Source organism: Bacillus sp. FSL R5-0443, assembly GCF_038608285.1.
GTDB classification, from domain to species: domain Bacteria; phylum Bacillota; class Bacilli; order Bacillales; family Bacillaceae; genus Bacillus; species Bacillus velezensis.
In genome coordinates, this window is sequence record NZ_CP152013.1 from 2,054,503 (window position 1) to 2,074,943 (window position 20,441).

The 20,441-nt window shown below is 42.7% G+C and carries 19 protein-coding genes; 13 read left to right on the top strand and 6 right to left on the bottom strand.

Annotated features, from left to right (window positions below; all coding sequences use genetic code 11):
- The 12 genes from uxuA (at position 1) to NYE28_RS10455 (ending at position 11,249) form a co-directional block, all read left to right on the top strand.
- The gene (gene uxuA, locus NYE28_RS10400) at positions 1-1,077 is read left to right on the top strand and encodes a mannonate dehydratase (protein WP_160223084.1); all 1,077 of its coding nucleotides are present in this window, start codon (positions 1-3) and stop codon (positions 1,075-1,077) included.
- Complete coding sequence (locus NYE28_RS10405; protein ID WP_160223085.1) at positions 1,074-1,910, top strand: SDR family oxidoreductase; 837 nt, start codon at positions 1,074-1,076, stop codon at positions 1,908-1,910. The genes uxuA and NYE28_RS10405 overlap by 4 nt, the downstream gene beginning before the upstream one ends.
- An 83-nt stretch (positions 1,911-1,993) precedes the next feature.
- Positions 1,994-2,995 carry a substrate-binding domain-containing protein gene (locus NYE28_RS10410; protein WP_160223086.1) on the top strand — a complete coding sequence of 334 codons (1,002 nt, stop codon included), beginning with the start codon at positions 1,994-1,996 and terminating at the stop codon, positions 2,993-2,995.
- 74 nt (positions 2,996-3,069) lie between these two features.
- A complete protein-coding gene (locus NYE28_RS10415) occupies positions 3,070-4,341 on the top strand; it encodes an MFS transporter (protein ID WP_160223087.1) in 1,272 nt (423 codons plus the stop codon).
- 117 nt (positions 4,342-4,458) lie between these two features.
- Entirely contained in the window at positions 4,459-5,274 is an 816-nt protein-coding gene (locus NYE28_RS10420) for a hypothetical protein (protein ID WP_160223088.1), read from the top strand.
- On the top strand, positions 5,271-5,879 hold the full coding sequence (locus tag NYE28_RS10425) for a DUF4166 domain-containing protein (protein WP_160223089.1): 609 nt from the start codon (positions 5,271-5,273) through the stop codon (positions 5,877-5,879). Before NYE28_RS10420 ends, NYE28_RS10425 begins: the two co-directional genes overlap by 4 nt.
- Entirely contained in the window at positions 5,873-7,510 is a 1,638-nt protein-coding gene (locus NYE28_RS10430) for a YndJ family protein (protein WP_160223090.1), read from the top strand. The genes NYE28_RS10425 and NYE28_RS10430 overlap by 7 nt, the downstream gene beginning before the upstream one ends.
- Positions 7,511-7,673: 163 nt before the next feature.
- Positions 7,674-8,906, top strand: coding sequence for a hypothetical protein (locus NYE28_RS10435; RefSeq protein WP_342490474.1), 1,233 nt, complete (start codon positions 7,674-7,676; stop codon positions 8,904-8,906).
- 140 nt (positions 8,907-9,046) lie between these two features.
- On the top strand, positions 9,047-9,838 hold the full coding sequence (locus NYE28_RS10440) for a DUF1430 domain-containing protein (protein WP_342490475.1): 792 nt from the start codon (positions 9,047-9,049) through the stop codon (positions 9,836-9,838).
- Positions 9,835-10,455 carry an ABC transporter ATP-binding protein gene (locus tag NYE28_RS10445; RefSeq protein WP_059367392.1) on the top strand — a complete coding sequence of 207 codons (621 nt, stop codon included), beginning with the start codon at positions 9,835-9,837 and terminating at the stop codon, positions 10,453-10,455. Before NYE28_RS10440 ends, NYE28_RS10445 begins: the two co-directional genes overlap by 4 nt.
- Before the next feature lie 13 nt (positions 10,456-10,468).
- On the top strand, positions 10,469-10,678 hold the full coding sequence (locus tag NYE28_RS10450; protein WP_052827494.1) for a bacteriocin-like WGxF protein: 210 nt from the start codon (positions 10,469-10,471) through the stop codon (positions 10,676-10,678).
- A 301-nt stretch (positions 10,679-10,979) separates the two neighbouring features.
- On the top strand, positions 10,980-11,249 hold the full coding sequence (locus NYE28_RS10455) for a hypothetical protein (protein ID WP_052250225.1): 270 nt from the start codon (positions 10,980-10,982) through the stop codon (positions 11,247-11,249).
- 292 nt (positions 11,250-11,541) lie between these two features.
- Here the strand turns inward: NYE28_RS10455 and NYE28_RS10460 are convergent, their stop codons facing one another.
- Complete coding sequence (locus NYE28_RS10460; protein ID WP_015239945.1) at positions 11,542-12,678, bottom strand: hypothetical protein; 1,137 nt, start codon at positions 12,676-12,678, stop codon at positions 11,542-11,544.
- 259 nt (positions 12,679-12,937) lie between these two features.
- On the bottom strand, positions 12,938-14,437 hold the full coding sequence (locus NYE28_RS10465; protein WP_025284798.1) for a cellulase family glycosylhydrolase: 1,500 nt from the start codon (positions 14,435-14,437) through the stop codon (positions 12,938-12,940).
- A 449-nt stretch (positions 14,438-14,886) separates the two neighbouring features.
- Here NYE28_RS10465 and NYE28_RS10470 point away from each other — a divergent pair, with 449 nt between their 5' ends.
- A complete protein-coding gene (locus tag NYE28_RS10470; RefSeq protein WP_012117672.1) occupies positions 14,887-15,198 on the top strand; it encodes a DUF4870 domain-containing protein in 312 nt (103 codons plus the stop codon).
- A gap of 53 nt (positions 15,199-15,251) precedes the next feature.
- Here NYE28_RS10470 and NYE28_RS10475 read toward each other — a convergent pair whose 3' ends face one another.
- The 4 genes from NYE28_RS10475 to NYE28_RS10490 all read right to left on the bottom strand — a co-directional run bounded on the left by NYE28_RS10475 (position 15,252) and on the right by NYE28_RS10490 (position 20,374).
- Positions 15,252-16,649 (bottom strand): HAMP domain-containing sensor histidine kinase, encoded by a 1,398-nt coding sequence (locus NYE28_RS10475; protein ID WP_052827497.1) that lies wholly within the window; start codon positions 16,647-16,649, stop codon positions 15,252-15,254.
- 2 nt (positions 16,650-16,651) lie between these two features.
- Positions 16,652-17,359: a response regulator transcription factor gene (locus NYE28_RS10480; RefSeq protein ID WP_015239948.1), complete on the bottom strand. Its 708-nt coding sequence runs from the start codon at positions 17,357-17,359 to the stop codon at positions 16,652-16,654.
- 143 nt (positions 17,360-17,502) lie between these two features.
- On the bottom strand, positions 17,503-18,774 hold the full coding sequence (locus NYE28_RS10485; RefSeq protein ID WP_160223094.1) for a glycoside hydrolase family 30 beta sandwich domain-containing protein: 1,272 nt from the start codon (positions 18,772-18,774) through the stop codon (positions 17,503-17,505).
- Positions 18,775-18,835: 61 nt separating this feature from the next.
- Positions 18,836-20,374, bottom strand: a complete 1,539-nt coding sequence (locus NYE28_RS10490) for a glycoside hydrolase family 43 protein (RefSeq protein ID WP_160223095.1) — start codon at positions 20,372-20,374, stop codon at positions 18,836-18,838.
- Positions 20,375-20,441 lie beyond the last annotated feature (67 nt).

The window sequence follows — 20,441 nt, forward strand, 5'->3', positions numbered from 1 at the left end:
ATGAATATCACGTTTCGCTGGTACGGCCAAGGTAATGATACGGTGACTCTTGAACATGTCAGACAAATTCCCGGGGTCAAAGGCATCGTCTGGGCTCTTCACCAGAAGCCCGCGGGCGATGTATGGGAAAAGGAGGACATTGAAGCGGAAGTCAGATACATTCAATCCTATGGGTTTCATGCAGAGGTCGTGGAAAGCGTGAATGTTCATGAAGCCATTAAACTCGGTCATGAAGAACGCGGACAATATATTGAGCACTATAAACAGACCATTCGCAATCTGTCCGAATTCGGCGTGAAAGTCATCTGTTACAATTTCATGCCGATATTTGACTGGACGCGTACCGATATGTTCCGCGCGCTGGAGGATGGGTCAACCGCTTTGTTTTTTGAAAAAGCGAAAGTGGAAAGTCTCCCTCCGGAGGAACTGATCCGCACGGTTGAAGAATCTTCTGATTTGACGCTTCCCGGGTGGGAGCCGGAGAAAATGGCCCGGATCAAGGAACTGTTTGAGGCCTATCAAACGGTTGATGAAAAACAGCTTTGGGCCAATCTGGAGTTCTTTTTACATGGAATCCTTCCTGTAGCGGAGGAACACGGCATTCAAATGGCCATTCATCCGGATGATCCGCCCTGGTCAATTTTTGGCCTGCCCCGTATTATCACCGATGAGAAAAGTTATGAAAAGCTGCGAGAGATTTCAGATTCACCCGCCAATTGTATTACGTTATGCACGGGTTCGATGGGAGCGGATCCCGCCAATGATATGGTGAAGATCGTCAAACACTATGCGGGATCTGCGCCGTTTGCCCATATACGAAATGTGAAAATCTGCGATAACGGTGATTTTACGGAAACTTCGCATCTTACCAGTGATGGGTCCATTGATATTACCGGTGTGGTAAAAGAATTGCACGGCCAAGACTATAAAGGATATGTACGGCCTGATCACGGCCGTCATATCTGGGGCGAACAATGCCGGCCGGGTTATGGTTTATATGATCGTGCTTTAGGAATTATGTACTTGAACGGGCTGTGGGATGCGTTCTCGTCTCATGAGAAAGGGGTGAAGAGATGAAACCGATTCATGAACGTTTATCAGGAAGAACCGCTGTCATAACAGGCGGGAGCGGTGTTCTCTGTTCAGCAATGGCAAAGGAGCTTTCACGGCAGGGGATGAAAATTGCGATCGTCAGCCGGAATGCTGATAAAGCAGAGCGTGCGGCGGGCGAGATTGCTGACGCTGGAGGAATCGCGGTTTCTGTACCGGCTGATGTTTCAGCCCGTGATTCGCTCGAAAAGGCAAAAGACGAGATTATCAGCCGGTTCGGTTCTGTCAATCTTTTAATTAACGGAGCCGGGGGAAACCACCCTGATGCGATCACTGCCAGTGAGACGTATGAAGAGGATGAGCAGGGCACATCATTTTTTGATATGGACGAAACGGGGTTTTCCAGCGTATTTTCAACCAACTTTACCGGTGCATTTCTGGCATCGCAAGTGTTTGGAAAAGACCTACTGAAGGCGGAATGTCCCGCGATTATTAATATTTCTTCTATGAGTGCGTATACACCGATGACAAAGGTGCCCGCCTACAGCGCGGCCAAGGCGGCGATTCAGAATTTTACGATGTGGATGGCTGTTCATTTCGCAAAAAAAGGGCTGCGGGTGAATGCCATCGCTCCGGGTTTCTTTTTGACAACGCAAAACCGTGAGTTGTTATTACAGGAAGATGGAAGTCTGACAGACCGATCCAATAAGATTATGGCACATACACCGATGAAACGTTTCGGGAAACCGGAAGACCTTCTGGGAACGCTTCTGTGGCTTTCGGATGATTCATGCTCAGGCTTTGTCACCGGGGTCACCGTTCCCGTCGACGGAGGTTTTATGGCTTATTCCGGAGTGTGACAGAATCCATGTCCCTGTCAGATTGTAAACCATTTACTTCTGACTTATACTAGTGAAAAATGAAGACAGACGGGGATGAGTCTATGAAAACCATTACAATTTCTGATGTGGCGAAATATGCAAACGTATCTAAAAGCACCGTATCTCAATTTTTAAATCAGCGCTATGACTATATGAGCGAGAAAACGAAACAAAAAATAGAAGCGGCCATTCAAGAGCTGAACTATCAGCCGAATTTCGTCGCCCGCAGCTTAAAACAGAAATCAACATTTACGGTAGGTGTGGTGGTGGCTAATATTCTTCACACTTTTTCCACTCAGGTCATCAGGGCGGTGGAAGACTATTTTCATGAACAAGGATTTCATATTATTGTCTGCAATGCGGATGATGAACCGGAAAAAGAAAAGAAATATATTGAAATGTTGCGGGCTAAGCAGGTGGACGGAATTATTATTTTTCCGACGGGCGAAAATCTCTCTTTATATGAAAAGATGAAACGCGATACGTTTCCGGTCGTGTTTATGGACAGAACCATTAAAGAACTCGGGATTCCGACAGTGATGCTTGATAACCATCATGCAGCCGGTCTTGCCGTTGACCGGTTTATCGAAAGCGGCATTAAGAGAATTGCGATTATTACGACGTCCATTATTCGGGAAATCAGTCCGAGGGTAGAAAGGATTGAAGGGTATAAAAAGGCGCTTGACCGCCACGGAATGATGGTGCGGGACGAATATATCAAAACAGCCGATGCGGCTGATATTTCTATTGTTTTGTCAGAGTTGTTCTCACTTGAGGAGCCTCCGAAAGCGATATTGGCGGCAAACGATATCGTTCTTGTTGAGGTGCTGAAGTATATGAAGGAGCATGATATGATAATTCCGGATAAGGCAGCCGTCATCGGAATTGATGAAGTTCCTTTTGCGGGTTTTTTTACTCCTCCGATTACGACGATCGTCCAGCCTGCGGCAGAAATGGCGCGAAAAGCGGGAAGCCTTCTTCTTCGCCAGATACAAGAAAAAGATGGCGGTGAAAAACGGATTCACCGCTATAAACCGGCGCTGCTCGCAAGGCAATCCGGATAACCGGTTTCATTGCATAAACCGGTTTACTCCGGCAATTTAAATGTCTGAATATTATGAAGTGAGAGGGAGATTTTATGTTCTCAAAGGATAGATCCCCTATTATTCTTCTTTTATTTTCTGCCGGGGTGATTAACTATTTAGACCGCTCAGCGCTGTCTATTGCAGCGCCGTTCATACAGCAGGATCTCACATTGTCTGCAACCCAAATGGGGCTGATTTTCAGCAGTTTTTCTGTCGGATACGCTGTGTTTAACTTTCTCGGCGGTGTTGCATCTGACCGGTATGGGGCTAAATTGACATTGTGTACGGCGATGATCGTTTGGTCTCTTTTCAGCGGAGCGGTTGCGCTTGCTTTCGGATTTGTAAGTCTTTTGATTATCCGTGTTTTATTCGGTATGGGAGAGGGGCCGCTGTCGGCTGCCATAAGCAAAATGGTCAACAATTGGTTTCCTCCGTCTCAGCGCGCCACGGTCATCGGCCTGACAAACAGCGGCACGCCGCTCGGCGGGGCGATTTCCGGCCCGATTGTCGGGATGATTGCTGTGGCGTTCAGCTGGAAAGTTTCCTTTGTCCTGATCATGATCATCGGTTTAGTCTGGGCGGTCATCTGGTTTAAATTTGTCAAAGAACAGCCGGCGCCGACGGAAGACGCCCCGGCAATGAAAGCGGAGATTCAACCGCATGAGCAGCATATCCCGATGACCTTTTATTTGAAACAAAAAACGGTTCTCTTCACGGCTTTTGCCTTTTTCGCCTACAATTACATCTTATTTTTCTTCTTAACATGGTTTCCGAGCTATCTGGTGAAAGAACGCGGTTTAAGTGTTGAATTTATGAGCGTGGTGACTGTTATTCCCTGGATTCTTGGATTTATCGGTTTGGCGGCAGGCGGAATGATTTCTGATTATGTATTCAAAAAAACCGCCGGAAAAGGGGTTTTGTTCTCACGGAAAGTCATTCTTGTCACTTGTCTGTTCGCTTCCGCTGTACTGATCGGATTTGCCGGACTTGTTACCACTACCGTAAGTGCCGTTATTCTCGTTGCTTTATCAGTCTTCTTTTTATATATAACGGGCTCTATCTATTGGGCGGTGATTCATGATGTGGTTGATCAAAGGAATGTCGGATCAGTCGGCGGCTTTATGCATTTTCTTGCAAACACGGCCGGTATTATCGGGCCTGCTTTAACCGGCTTTATCGCTGACAAAAGCGGATCATTCTCCGGGGCGTTTTTGCTTGCAGGCGGATTAGCCGTTTTGGCCTCGGCTGCGGTAATCCGTTTCGTGCGCCCGATTATCATTCAAACCGCTTCTGAAGATAAAAAAGACACGATACCTTATTCATAAGTCAGCAAAGCCACTGAGGCTGTCCTGCAGATAACGGGATGGCCTTTTTGTTCTGCCGCTTGATCTGTTCCTATGATAATATAGGAATTGTTTACAAAAGAAGGGAAGAGGAGGGGCATGAAACAGAAGCCGATATATGTCGAAATCAATATTGCATCTGATATAGAAACGCTTTGGGAATATACGCAAAACCCGCATCTTCATAAGGAATGGGATCTGCGGTTTTCTGACATTACATATCTTCATAGGCTGCCAGATGAACCGCAAAGATTTCTATATGAAACACGAATCGGTTTTGGGCTGAAGGTATCCGGCACGGGCGAATCAATAGGTGACATAAGGCCTCGCTCGTCAGAAAGAGTGTCTTCGCTCGCTTTTGCCTCTGATCATCCGCTGTCACTTATAAAAGAAGGCAGGGGCTACTGGAAGTATATAGAGCGGGATAACGGACAAACCTCATTTTTGACTCAATATCAATATGAAACGGCCCGCGGTCTGCCGGGAAGTTGGATAGACCGGTTTTTATTTCGTCCTCTGCTAAGCTGGGCTACCGCATGGAGCTTTGATGCGTTGCGGCTTTGGATAGAACAAAACAGACATCCGAAGATATCAGTCCGTTTCGGGTTTGTCTATGTCTTTATGTGTCTCGTATTCAGTCTGTATTGGTTTTTTCAAGGCTTTCATGATGGCTGTGCCGATGCAGAGATCGTGAGGGGAGCGCTGGAGACAGGGTTAGGGGTATTATGGCTGCTTCCCATGCGGAGAAAGTGGCTGATTCACACCGGGCAGTCAGTCTTCTTTTGTGTAACGGCACTGCTATATTCGGGCGGCGGATTCGTGATCTCATTAGGGGTGCTTACGATAGCCGCAATGATTCTTAAGCTCAAGCTGCCGAGCGCCTGGCATACAAAACGAAAGAGAGAAGTGAAATGACGGATTCAATGTATGAAAAAGCGATTACTCATTATCAATCACTGCACCCGATGCTGCAGAAACGGTACAGATTTGACGGATCACGCACGTTTTGCGGAGAAGGAATTATGTCAGAAATAAAGGGAGGTTCTTTTCTTGTCAGAATGCTTTTAAAGACAGGTGTTTTTTTCAGATGTTTTTTCTCAGAGAGGGGAAACGATATCCCTTTCACTATCGAAAACAAAAACAGGCAAAATGGCGTGGAATGGAATCGTACCTTTTTCTTTAAAAGCAAAACGCGTTTTTTTGATGCCGTCATGGAATATGATGAGCGGGAAAACAGAATTCTTGATTACTTCGGCAAACCCCGCATCCTACTGTCTGAACTGCATTTAGAAGCGTCTTCAGAAGGAGGGCTTGTTATTACATCCGGAAGGCAGTGGCTCCTGATAGTCGGAAAGAAAATCCCGCTTCCGGCATGGCTGTGCGGCAGTTCAACCGTTTATGAGGCTTATGATGAGGAAATGAATTGCTTCAGCATAAAGGTTCATGTGAAAAACCGGATACTCGGCACGCTTTTCTCTTACCGGGGGACTTTCCGTGAAACAGAGAGGGAAACATGCTGAAGCGTCATCTCATGGTATGCGTGATTTGCTTTTTGGGATTTGCGGCGGCTGAAGCTCCGCATATATCAGCTGCTGAGACGTTTGTTTTAATTTCCGTACTTTTTTTCGTTCCCGCTGTATTCGATTTTGCTTTTCGGCCGTCAAAGACCTTAGAGAATGTGTTATTACGGAGTTATCCTGTTGCCGCTTTATGTGCGGTGCTTGCGCTTGTCACAGACTTCAGTTTTTTTGCCTTTGTGTGGCTCATTTATACGCTTGGGCTGGCACTGTATGCTGTCCGGCGGCTGATGAAAACAAATATTCACAGAACAGAAGAGATGTCTGTTATGGCGGGTTTCATTTATTTGGCCGGGGGCGGATTCTGGTTCTTCGCATATGTCCTTGAGATTCCCGTCATGAATTTCGGCCCGCTTATCGTTCTGCTGACGGCGGTGCACTTTCACTATTCCGCTTTCCTCATTCCGATCTTTAACGGATTGCTCGGCAGGATCATACGGGAGAAACGGGTTCTTTACAGATGGAGCACGGTCATTATTTTGATTTCGCCGATCCTTATTGCCTTGGGGATTACATTTTCAAAGACACTTGATGTGATTGCTGTCGCTCTGTATCTGGCGGGTCTGTATGTAAATGCATATCTCGTCTTTACGGCGCCGTTTGTTACGAAAACAGGCAGGATCTTGATCAGGAGTTCTTCGGCTGTGTTAATGATCACAATTGCTTTTTCTTTGATATATTCGTACGGTGTCTACCGCGAGGAGGCAACGCTCACGATCAGCCAGATGATTTGGATTCACGGGGCCGTCAATGCATTCGGCGTTATCCTGCCGGCTTTGGCGGGGTGGAGGTTGGAAAATCCGAGATCGTTTGATGAGGGCAGCGAAAGAACGTTCAGCCGTATTTACGGGAAGAGAACGATAGGCAAAGACTTTTTGACTGATATTCATGCAGCAAATGACATCCATTATACCGGCCTTCTGGATCAGATGAGAGAACTGCATTCTGAAGACTTTTCAACTCAAAAACTGGCGCCGGCCGTTAATTCCTTTTATGAAGAGACAATTGATTATGATATCATGGCAAAAGTGACGTGGAGCGGATGGTTTCGTCCGTTCGCGCGCGTGTACGAGCCGTTCAGCAGAAGAGCGGGGCAGATTCACCTGTCCATGAATCCGGATTGGTATATCATGCACAGTGGTATTATAGGAGTTGACTCTGACAAAGACGGCAGAAAAAATGTCCGTGCGTGGATCAGAACAAATGAAAAGCAGGAAACCGTTTTTACTGCGCTGTATTCAGCGTACAGGGCAAAAGGGGAAGGATACATGAATATCTCTCTTCCGCTGCCGTATGGCCAAATGACGGGCATTTTAAAGCCTTATGCGCGTAAGCAGAATCTTGTTTTGACAAGCAGACGGCGAAAAAGCGGAGCGGGTGATGAAGGGATTTATCTGCAGACGAAATGGGGGACGTGTCATCTTCCGCTGGCAGAGACATTTCTTATTTCAGCCCAGAGCGAAACCAGCCTGAAGGCCGTTCATCATATGTGGCTGTTCGGACTGAAATTTTTAACTGTGCATTATCGGATCACTCATGCTTCCGCAGGTAACCGAATGGAAGAAAAAAGATGAAGGGTATGCCTACGCTTCCGTGTATCAAACTTGGTTCGGAAACAAGGCTTTTTGGAATACAAAATAAAGAAAACGATAGCAAAGTGATTTTTTAATTTTCCTTCCGGTGTGGTCAAACTTGAATACAAGACAGCACCGGATTTCTTTTTATGGAGGCTGTCCAATGAAGAAAACAATCTACATATTGTTCATTCTGGTTTTGCTCTCAATGAATATGTCAAGCTATCATTACACTCTTAACAAACAAATCTATTACACTTTATTCTCCAATAAAGAAGCATTGATAATCGATTATACTTCAGAATTTAAAAGTGAGGACTTTGTAAAGAGATTGGCCGCCTTCTCAAAAGAAAACAAAGTGAACATTTCTCAATACAATTTCTTGGATGAAAAGAGCTTAAACATCTATTCTACAAGCCCTGAAAATGAACCATCAATACATAACGGCAATAAACTTGTGTCAAATTTTCTAAGAGGCCATTCAGAGCAGAAGATGATCGGCAGCATTTCTTTTCCGCTGTCAACATGGGAAATCAGATATTTTGACTTCAATCAAATAAAGAATATAGGCATAGGAAGCAAATTTTATATTTCATCTAACGATGACAAGGTATTGGAGAAAGCACAAAACCTTTTTGCTGACTATGGTGAAGTAAGTTTTGAAAACATCACTGAGAATACTGCTTTTATGTTTAACAAAACTTTGCTTATGCTGGTGTTGCTTTCTATGCTGATTTTGTTTATTGGTGTCCTTTATTTTGTAATTAAAAATCGCAAACGGCTTCTGCTGCAAAAGTTATGGGGGTATTCCAAAGTTAAAACACTGCTTTCTTACCCAGCAATGTTCTTGAAGCCTCTAATTATAATCATATTTTGCGGTGCAATTATTGTAGCTTTACTAGCTTTTTCTTTCAATTTAAATGACTGGTTGGCTGCATATCTTAGAATTTATATTAGAAACGCGGTGATTGGTGCGCTTATCATGATGGTATACACCATCATTGTTACCCTAATCTTGTATAACAACAGCGACATTAGTGGCTCGATCAAAGGCAGCACACCGATTAAAAAATTCCAATGGTTATCTGTAGGCTTTAAAATTGTTGTCACGATATTGCTCTTCAATATTGTTGCGTTTTCACTTTCTAACGTATTCGATCTCAAACAGCAGCTTGATAATCAATCGTACTGGAAAAAGACACAAAACACTTATAAGACAAGCTTTGCAAATACCGGGATAGACTATAGTGATTTAAAATTAGACAGGGAGAAAAATGTTAGAGTTCGCGCGTTGTATCATCAATTAGAGAAGCATAAAAATGCGTTCGTCATTGATGCACATAACTATGCTGTACAAGGAAAGATGGAAAAAAACCTGTTTATTTTTACACCTTAAATACGACAAAGAAAAATGAAATTTACTCTCCATCTGGACGAAGTATTACAATCAGCCCTAATTATTTAAAGGTGAATCCCATTATCGGCGCTAATGGGGAAGCCATAAGCCAAAAGCAATTAAGGATTGATTCAAATACATTGAACCTGCTTGTTCCACAAAAGTATGAAAAATATAAAGAAAAAATAATAGCTGCATACAGGGATCAGTTTTTCTTTGACAAAGTTGAATTAGATAATATGTATAACAAGGAGATGAATCAACCTTTAAACACCCTTAAAAAAGATGAATTGAAAATCAACATCATTTATACTAAAAATAGGCAGGAGTATTTCACCTTTAATAGTGAGTTTGGGGATGCCGGCAATAAAAATAACATTGTTGATCCAATAGCTGCAATTTTCACGGACAACGTTGATCCATCTGTTATAGGTGCTTACTCAACCTCAAGTTTATTCTTTTCAGATTCTTCAAAAGGCATGGCGTATGACCGCATAGTTCCTTATTTGGAGAAGACCAATACGAGAGATCTAATTGATTCATCAATTTCGGTTTATCAAGAGTTAAGCGACAATATAGCAAGTATTCAGAATCAATTCTTGCAGAATTTAATTGGACTAACACTAACAGTTATCCTCTCCATAGCCTTTCTTGTTGCTTATATTTGGTCGTATTACAGCGCAAATGCATATCGGCTGTACCTTAAAGAGCTTTTTGGATATTCATATTGGGCCAGAAATAAAAATTTAATCATCTTTTCCCTTTTAACCAATTGCCTTATAGGTTTAGGATGCAGTATTTATTACAAAATCTTTGAATTAACAATTTTCATCGCGCTGTTTATTGTAATCGAGCTGCTTATTCTTTATTTTCTGAGTGTCTATTTAAACAGGAAAAACATGAATAAGATCTTAAAAGGAGATAGAATATGATTACACTCAACAACATATCAAAGACGTTTGATGAAAAATCTGTTCTTTCGAATTTCTCTCTTCAGATAAAAGAAAATGAATTTGTTTCAATTGTTGGTAAGAGCGGTTCAGGGAAGACAACCCTTCTAAATATAATAGGCCTTCTTGATACTCCATACTCAGGAGATATTGAGATTTTAGGCTTTCGAAACCCTAAACCTAACGACGTGATGAAACTACGGAGAGAGAACTTAGGGTATATCTTTCAAAATTATGTCCTTATGGACAATGAAACAGTATTAACAAATTTACAACTTTCGACGGCTTATGCAAAAGACTTTAAGAAAGAAAAGTTGACAGAAGCTTTAGAAATGGTTGGTCTGGATAAAAGCTTTTTAAAGAAAAAGGTTTATCAACTGAGTGGCGGAGAGCAACAACGTGTGGCCATCGCAAGAATTATTTTGAAGCCTTGTGATATTATCCTGGCTGATGAACCGACAGGAAACTTAGACGAATATAACAAAAGCATTATTTTGTCTTTATTCCATCAGTTAAAAGGTATGGGGAAAACGATTATTTGTGTTACACATGATCAAGAAATCGCCAATGGGTCTGACAGAGTTATTAATCTTTCATAAGGAGAGGTTTAAATTGAAACACATTACTTTTGCGTTATCAGCAAGCATCCTGGTCATTATTACCGGGGTGGTACACAGAATAATTTTTAGAATGTTTGGTTTACCTTTTGATCAAGCAGTAATCTTCTGGGGCGGATTTGTAGTTGTTTATTTTGTACTAGCTCTGCTTTCTTCTTTACTCTTTAGGAATTTAGGTTCAAACAGCAGAAATTACGAGGCTTAATAAAGGCTTTAATGCTTCCTCACGAAGTATCAAGAAGGGTACATGTTGTTCTAGAAGAAAGGACCGGCCAACACGCCGGTTTTTTTATGTAAGCATATTTGCAAAAAGGATCGCTATCAGAAGCCCTTCGAAAAGTTTCAGAATTCAAGAATGGAAAAGAATCGCCATAATTTTGTATTTTTTCCGAAAATAATACTCTCATCTACAAAATATGACAAATTTCCCTCTTGCAAGGTGATAAAATCAGATTGCCTGCTAAGTGAGTAAGCAGCAGGCAACAAATCAAAAGGGGGCAATAAAAATGTTAAAAAGTAAATTCAAGAAGATAGCAGGAGCTACAGCACTGGTGGGGGCCTTGCTAGTATCTGGAGTACAAGCGGCTGATGCAGCAACTAAACCAGGAAATTTAATCCCAATTCGAAACAAACAATTTGATGATAAGGTTGAAGAATACAGATGGCTTGGTAATGATACTGTTAGAATTTTCTTTAGAGACAGTGAAGGAAAATATTATTGGGAAGATTTTGAGTGTGTAACTACAGAAGGCGGAGTTTGTTACGTATATGAATGAAGAAGTCTTATTCATAGTATATAGCGAAGATAAATCGTAATAAGTCCTATTTTTTCTCATTTTGTCTCAATATCTAAGTATACTTAGGATAATGAGACAAAATTTTTTATTCACTATTCAACTTCCTAGAATATATATTATGTAAACTAGGAATGATGTAGAGAATATAAAAGTGGATCCATATTCTAAGAACATCCCCTTTTTGTAAGGTAATATTAAAAAAACCTCTACGGCCTTAATAAATTAAATTGGTCATAAAGGTTTTTCAGTTTGAGTATTTTAGTCGGTTATGTCACTTGTTGCTGGTCTTCTTGATCAAGTCCACGCCATCGTATGCCAGACTTTCCACACTTGCAGCCTTCTGCAGTATGTAATGATCAAAAAAGTTCTTCGTATAGTCTGTAACAAGATTTCGCATCTCCATGGCATCCCGTTCACCTCTAAGTTCCTTATTCACACTGGTAAACACGATGTCGCAGTAATCTAAATGCGCAGCACGATCAACAGAGAAATAATAGGTATCCATGCTATTGTTAGCGCCAATGATCGCATTCATGTTATAGTTCGGTTCAGAAAACAGCAGCAAAAAGGGTTTCTTAATGTCGCTGCCCTGAAGGCCGAACGCACCGCTATCCAAGCCAATCCCGCAGGCGAACCGTTCGTCGTCCCGGCAAACAATCGCCGTCGTAGGCCCTCCATAAGAATGTCCGACTATGCCCATGCCGATGTCAAGCAACAATCTGCCCTTAAAGATGGAATTCAGCTCTCCAGAGTCCAGTTTGACAAGATAATCGGCTACATACCTTACATCTTCTGCCTGTAATTCACTATACTCTGTTAACTTGTCAAGTATCGGCAGTGTAAGCACGTTTTGGCACATCTCAATGGCAGTTTCATCGTCAGGACGCATCTCCATCTTACCAGCCAACGCCATCATCTCCGGATCTTCAGAAAACGCTATAATGACATCCGAAAAATCCTTTGATACATTAAACAGGCGCCCATCTTTACGCTTATACATCGTGCTATTCTGATGGCCGATGCTTACCACAATATATCCCATACTTGCCAAGTCTGTACAGATCACTGTACCCCATTCTGGAGAACTGCCCCCGCCGCAAACATAAAATAACACTGGATAGCGTTTTTCCTTCCCGGAGAGAGCAAGGTCGTCGTAACATTGGGTCTTGATATCTATAGTGTAAGCATCCTTCAACGCAGTGAGAAGCGGCTGCTCATCAAGCATTTCGCAGACTTCAGGAAACATGTACGTTGATGTAGTCTTCCCTTCGCTGCTGTCGGACGGATAGTACACAAACGCCGTCAGTTCTCTTTTTGTATGATCTGATGCCGTGTACTCAAAATCCATCTGGGTTCGGCCGACAGTATAGCCGCCAATTGGCTCCGGAAACGCGTCATACTTTTTCATTCTCTTGTTCCCCCTTACGTAATAAAAGTGGCGGATGTGAAATACACACATTGCGCTATAAACGCTTTTCAAAACTGTGAAACGATTACATCATATGTTCAGTGAATCATATCTACTCCTTGGCTTTCTTGAGATTGCTAACAACATTTGTACAGGCCCATATACTGTTTCAGAGTTTCATCCGCCACGTAAACCTCCTTGTATTGCTGTTTAAGATGACAAAAGCGGACATCGTTGCTGATGTCCGCCTAAAGCTTAATTAATTGGGTTCTGATCCCCAAATCAGTTTTCCTTGATGATATAATGTGATTTTTTTCGTTGTTTTAAACGTATTTGATTGGAAAAAGGAATAATCGCCGCTTTGTGCATAATTGCTCCAGTCATCATTGTGAAGACGAAGCTCAATATTCCCTGTGCTTGCTCCCGGTGACAGCGTTCCTGTTTTAAACCCCAGTTCCAGATAGGTATCTGCACCTTGCTTAGGTTTATGCAGCGTCACAAATTTGTGGGTCAGATTGCCGCATCCCATCTGCGCGTAGTCACAGTCAAAGTTTTGGCCTTTGTTTTTCGCGTTATACCAGTAACGGGCAGTGACATCTTTTAAATCAACCGTCGCATTGCCGTTATTTTTTATGTGAAGCAGCGGGCGGATTTGATTGCTGTTCACACGCCCATCCCCTGCTTTGTATTGTACAGAAACGCCTTTTTCCTGTGTGGGGTTATCTTGTGCTGGGGTTTCAGGGCCGTACTTCGTTGAATCTTTAGTACCGCGAAGGTTTTCTCTTACGAATGTTCCTGAAGCAGTTAAATCTGTAAGCGGCCAGCCGCCTGTTTTAGATGCTCCTGGCTTTAACGTTGAGGATGATTCCTGCTTATCAGAAAGATTCCAGTTCACCCAGCTGATTTTCTTGCTGTCGAGATAATTCAGCCATTCCCGCGACTGGTCAAGGAATACACCGCCATTTCCAGACGCATCGCTTGTTCCCCATTCCGTCACGAAAATAGGCGCTCCTTTGCTGAGTGCGTAGTTTGCTTTATCCCGTAAAAATTGGCCATGTGTGCCGGCATAAAAATGAAGCGCGTACATGACGTTTGCATCTTTTAACTGGTCATCGGCAGCATCATTCACATCCTGGCTCCATGTACCGGTTCCGACAATGATGATGTTGTCTGGATCATTTTTGCGGATAACGGAAATCACTTCTTCCGCATACGGTTTAATATCACGCTTCCAGTTCACGTCACCGTTTGGTTCGTTTGCAATTTCATAAATGACGTTTGGCGTGTTTCCGTAAAGACTTGACATCTCCTTGAAAAATTCTTTTGCCTTCTCTTTATTTTGGTTTGGGTTGCCGTCATTTAAAATATGCCAGTCAATGATGACATATATCCCAAGTTCTTTTGCCGCTTCAACCGCTTCTTTTACTTTATTTTTCACGGACGGGTTGTCAATATAACCGCCATCTGCCGTATACATCGCCGCGCGGAAAACGGTGATGCCCCAATCGTCTCTCAGCCATTTTAAGCTGTCTTTATTGACGAAATCGCCATACCATTGCAATCCATGTGAACTGATCCCTTTCAGTTGTACCGCTTTGCCATCTCGGTTTACAAGTTGTGTACCTTTTAGGCTAAGCTGACCATTCTTGGCTACTGGCGTTTTTGTCCCTGCTGCTGATGCCGGCGAATGAAGCAAGCCGCCCATTGTCAATACCGCAATCAATAAACACGTAATAAAAATAGAAATTGACCGTTTCATATCTGATCTTTTCCTCCTTCGCATCATTTTGGCTCTTTCTTATGAGCTCGAACTCATTGTAAAAATCTTTCTCATGATTGTCTATCAACCTAATTTCTTGTTTTTGGGAGGTGTAAAAGCCTGTCAATTTTCTCTATCTCTATTGAATAAGACACACCTGACACATATAGAACAAAGAAAACCGGGCTGAATCGGGACTTTACACGTCATTTTTCAATCGAATCGAAAAATCAAATGTATTTCCAACGTAGACACGCTGAATGTGATGAGTCTCAATATGGCATTGAATCTTATGATTGCTGTAAGAAGACGAGTCCTTGTTAATTTAAGGTTGATGTAAGGTTCGGATTAATACGGGTTAAGGTTGGAGTTGTACAATAAGATTGTACTTCAGTGAGGGATTCAGCCAGAAGAATTCCCCCTTCAATAAATCATAGAGGTGAAAAGGTTTGAGAGAAAATAAAATTTTGTCTTCATTATGTTACTTCAGTATATTTTTTGCGCCGTTTCTGTTTCCGATTATCGTCTATTTCTTAGGCCAGGACGATGTGAAATATCATGCGAAAAAATCTTTGTGGACGCATCTGATTCCTTATTTGATTTTTGGAATTGGCATCATCGCTTCAGGTTTACTTGGTATGAATGACATCAAGCACGCCGGGCCTTTCCTGCTTGCGACGTATGCTGTAACATTCCTTGTGGCGATCTATTTTTTCATTTGGAACATTGTCAAAGGAATCAAAGTGTTTTCGGAACAATAGGAAAAAACGGTTCTGTTATTAATCAACAGAACCGTTTTTTTGTATAGCCATTATCATAATTGTATATCTATCGTTGTCCCTTCTCCCGCGGTGCTGTGAATGGTGATGTCCCCTCCGTGCTTTTGGATAATATCCTTTGCTATGGCCATTCCAAGACCAGAGCCTGCATGCGTCGTTTCTGTATTTGTGCCCCTGTAATAGCGATCAAACACTTTTTCCAGCTCCTCTTCTTCTATCCCTTTGCCGTTGTCCTTAATTGTCACATGAGTCCGTTCTTTTTGTTCAAGCTGTACAACGATCTTCACATCAGGATCATTGTGAACGAGGGCATTTAAAATGAGATTCGTGACCGCTCTCCTAATCAATATCGCATCAAGGTTCAGCATCAGCTTTTCCACGTTCGTTTGAAGCTCAATGGACTTATCCGCATATCTAGAATCGTTTAACATATCAATTAACGTTTCCCGCAGCAGCGATACAAGGTTTACCTGCTCTGTATGTAACATCACATCGTTGTTTTTCAGCCTTGTCGTTAAATTTAAATCTTCCATCACATCTTTCATATAGAGGGATTTACTCTCAATGATCTGGGCGTACTCTCTGATCTGTTCGGCTGTGAGATGGTAATTTGGATCTTGGATGATTTCTGCATAGCCTTGAATAGATGCTAATGGTGTTTTAATGTCATGAGAAATATGACTGATCCACTCTTCACGCATTTGCTCTAATTTATCTTTTTCTTTTTTGCTTGAAGATAATTGTTCCGATAAATGATTGACATTATAGAAGACATCTTTATAAATGCCTTTGGATTTCATTTTGATCGTATAATCTCCATTAGCTAACCGCTGGATTCCTTGAATGACACGGCCGAGCGGTTTTGTGAGCTGCCGGCTGAATAGATAGCCAATGAGTAACGCGATCAATGCATCTATTGATAATAATATGATGGTTCCTGCATTGAACTTCGTCACAAATTCCTTGGTATCATATGAGAGGACATATTTTCCGAGAGAGGGATTTTTAAACCCTATAAAGTAACTGTACTCCTTGCCGTTTACTTTTTTCCCGCCGGCGTAAATGGTTGATAATAATCGTTCATCCTTATATTTATGTAAATTTACAATTTCAATAGGCGTATATTTTTTCTTCAGTCCTTTAGGTTCTCTATCATGATAAACATCCTGTCCGTTTTCATCTAATATTTGAATCCATGCATTCTGCTCTTTTAAAGCTTTTTGGCCCTCTTTGTTTACTGTGATACCATTGTTCGATAACGTGACATATTGTCGGAATGATCTTGTGAAAGTTTCCGGTGTACTTTCTTCGTCATGTTGGCTGTTCGCCTGGAAAACGAGCCAAAACATAAAAATAAATAAATTAATGAAAACTGTAATGATGGTCACGATAATGACAGAGACCATATATCTGCCTGTTAATCGCCAATTCATCCTTACGCATCCTTTACAACAAATTTGTAGCCTAACCCTTTCACAGTGACGAGAAAGTCTGGTTTTGATGGGGTGTTTTCTATTTTCTCACGGAGCCTGCGTATATGAACCATCACCGTGTTGTCAGAACCGAAGAAATCTTCTCCCCATACAGCTTGATAGAGTGTTTCTTTACTGATCACCCGATTGGGATGCTGCAGAAAATAGGTCATAAGCATAAGTTCTTTAGGTGTTAACTCAATAGCCGCTCCATTTTTGGTGAGCTCGGCTTGTTGTTGGTTTAATTCAAATGGCCCTTTTTTTATTATGGTTCCGGTTTGAGAAGGCTGTAAGTAAGAGACCCGTCTCAGCTGCGCTTTGACTCGATATGCAACTTCCTTAGGGCTGAAGGGTTTTGTAATGTAGTCGTCCCCGCCGATGGCAAGTCCTACAATTTTATCCGTTTCCTCCCCCTTTGCAGACAAAAAGATAATAGGAACGTGTGAAATGTCTCTTATTTGCTTGCAGATATCATAGCCTTCACCGTCTGGCAGCATGATATCCAATATCACCAGATCGGGATTTTCTTGATGAAATTGAGCCAATCCGTCACGGGCAGTCGAAGCGGTCACTACGCGATCAATGCCTTCTCTTATTAATACGGTTTTGATCAGTTCCAAAATTTCTTTTTCGTCGTCTATGATTAATACTTTGCTGTGAAGCCGTGACATATATTGATCACTCCTTGAAGTCATTGTCATTATTATACCCAATGTCTGTGTATCGTTAAAAAAATCAACACTTCTCTCCCACAGAAAATAAGCCAATTTTCTTTTTTGAGTAAGAAAATTGGCTTATTGCGATGCTGATGCCTTTAACGCTTTACAACAAATGTTGTCACGCTTTGAGCCGGCAGATGGGCCCAAAAATGATTGTCCGTTACTTTGAGATCCGTTCCAGGTTGAAGATTGCTGCTGCTGCTCGTGATCCATCTGGATACTTGCGAAGCAGTTCCATTCTGCAATACGAAGTTTTGGTTGACCCCTGTGGTATTTTTATTAATGGCAACAATCACGACCTTATTGTCTCCTTTATAGGCTGACACGTAAACATTCGGTTCAGGATTTTTCGTTGCATCAATCCTTACATAGCCAGGGCGCACAAATTTTGAGAAATGAGCCATATTGTATCCGCGTTTGCTGATCATCCCATCTTCTTTCATAGGGCCGTATGATCTGCGGATGTACCACCACACATAAGCTTGAAAATCTCCCTCTACCATTGAATGATGAATATGCTCTGAAACACCTAAAGCCTCAGGCCAGCGATCCGCTGAATTGTTGTCACTATTCGGATAGTATACCTCCGTCATCCATAGCTCTTTCCCTCCTCCTTTTTGTTTGAAAAGAGGATAAGGAAACTGACTGACCTGAGTGCCGTACAGGTGGGTTCCGAGGATATCCATATTCCTAAGCGCCTGCGGATCGTTCAAAATGGGGTCCGATATATTTTTCAGGTATTGAAATGATTCCGGCGCAATCACGCGGGCATTAATGGAACCGGCATTCTCTCTCATGAAACGCAGGATTTCTTGGGGCGTCCACCATGTCCATTCGTGAGCGTAATCAGGCTCGTTTTGCATAGAAATCGCATACAGATTCACACCATTACTCTTCATGAAATTAACGAAATCGTTAAGATGCTGCGCGTATGCGGCGTACTTATCGTATCTCAGCCGCTTAGCTGTTGTGTCACCATTATGATTGAAAGTCTCAACCATATCGTTTGGCGGATTCCAAGGGGAAGCAAAAACGATTGCTCCATGTTTGATTGCACTCTTTGCAGTCTCCACTTCCTTGTACCAATTATTTCTATTTTCATCTACATGAATTCTTAAGACCGAAAAACCTAACTGATTCTGTCCATTGCCAAAAGCGGTCTCCCGTTGAGCCGCAGTCAAGTCTCCAATCCAAGCCGGGTGGTTCATTCCTCCAAAACCGCGAATCACTTGTCTATCTGCAGATATATTAACTGTTGCATCACTTGCTGCTGAAACTTCAGTAACTCCCGGTCCTAAGAGCATGACGGACAGCATTGTGAAACATACCAATAATACACAAATTGTTTTTTTTACGCTCGATATCATTTTTTCCTCTCCTTTATATGTCGTTTATGGACTTAGAAAACGTACCTTTGTCTCCCTTTGCTTATCTTTGTGTAAACTGCCAGTAATCGAAATTAAACAAGTTTCCTGTACCAGTTCCCGTAAATACAAAGAATACGTTGTGAACACCTGTTGCGCCGCTTATCGCAGTTTCTATTTCTCTCCAGGATTGCGTTCCGCCTGTGGAAGGGACATTCAAGGTTCCGACAAGCTTACCGTTTGCACTGTCTAGCCGCACTTCTATTTTCCCGCCAAGAGCGGACGCTACATTTGCTTTAAACGTCCTGGCGCCGCCTGAGCCGAAGTCTGCATTTCCAACAGCAATCCAGTCTCCGTTATGAATGTTTGTGACATGTTGATTATTGACCGGGCCGCCGGGTGCTGAGGATGCCTCTGTCAAAATCCGTCCGTTCCAGGCAAACGTTTCCGCTTCTACCCGGTGATATGGATTCAAATTGGTTAGCTGTTTGACACCTGCAAAATTTGCCGCTACCTCTTGCAGGGAGCCATCTGGATTATGCACAAGCTTATTAATATGGGGAGAACGGTATCCTTTGCCGGCCCCGTAAAGAGCGGAGCTGACAGTTTGAGTATGATACACCACATACCACTCGTTTTTAAAATTGAAAACAGCATGGTGATTGTTCCCGCCGCCTCCGAAAAATGCTCCCGGATTTTTCAGAAAGTGCCCTCTATACGAAAAAGAATCCAAAGGACTTGAGCTGGTCATATAGCCGATCTCACCTGGAGGTTTATCGGCCGGGTGCGCGCCCCCGAAATTGATACAATAGGAATAGTAATATTTTCCGTTATACTTATGCATTCCCGAATCTTCAAACATAAAAGGCGCATCAATCGTAGACGCACTTCCGGCAACACTGGTCATATCAGGACCTAATTTCATGACTCTTGCTGTTTTAGGATTGGCCCATTGCCCCTGTGCGGGATTTGAACCGCCCGGAACGCCTCCGCCGGCATATAGGTAACCGGTACCGTCATCATCTACGAATACTGCCGGATCAAAAAGCCATACAACACCGGACATTCCTGGCGTATTTGGTGTTACCAGCGCTTTTCCGATCGGATCTGTCCATGGGCCGGTCGGGCTGTCTGCGGTGAGAACCCCGATACCTCCGCCGCCGTTTGCGAAATAAAGGAAAAATTTATCCTTACCATTGATCTTTTTCACCGCGGCTGACGGGGCCCATGATGCTCCTGCCCATTTGGCAATCCCCCGGCCGCCATTCGCCCCATTGGCACCCGCTGCGGGAATCGTTCCGTGATCTGTCCAGTTCACCATATCCGCTGAAGATATGACGGATATTTTATTCAAATTGGCAAATGAATTATCCTTAATCGTGCCGTCGCTATTATATTCATAGTCATCGCTTGACATATAGATGTAGACTCTTCCGTTATAGGTCAGCGCAAACGGATCTGCGCCCAGATGATGGTCTATAAGCGGATTTGAATTCCCAACATGTTTTGCAATTGGAGTGCTGGCAGCATACGCAGACTTCCCAGTGAAGCAACTCAATAATAAAGCAAGGACCCATAGGCATACCCAACATTTTTTACACATAACTTAACGCTCCTCCTTTTTCTTTAAATTTAGGGAACTTTTACCATTTGAGAACAAATTGCAGTAC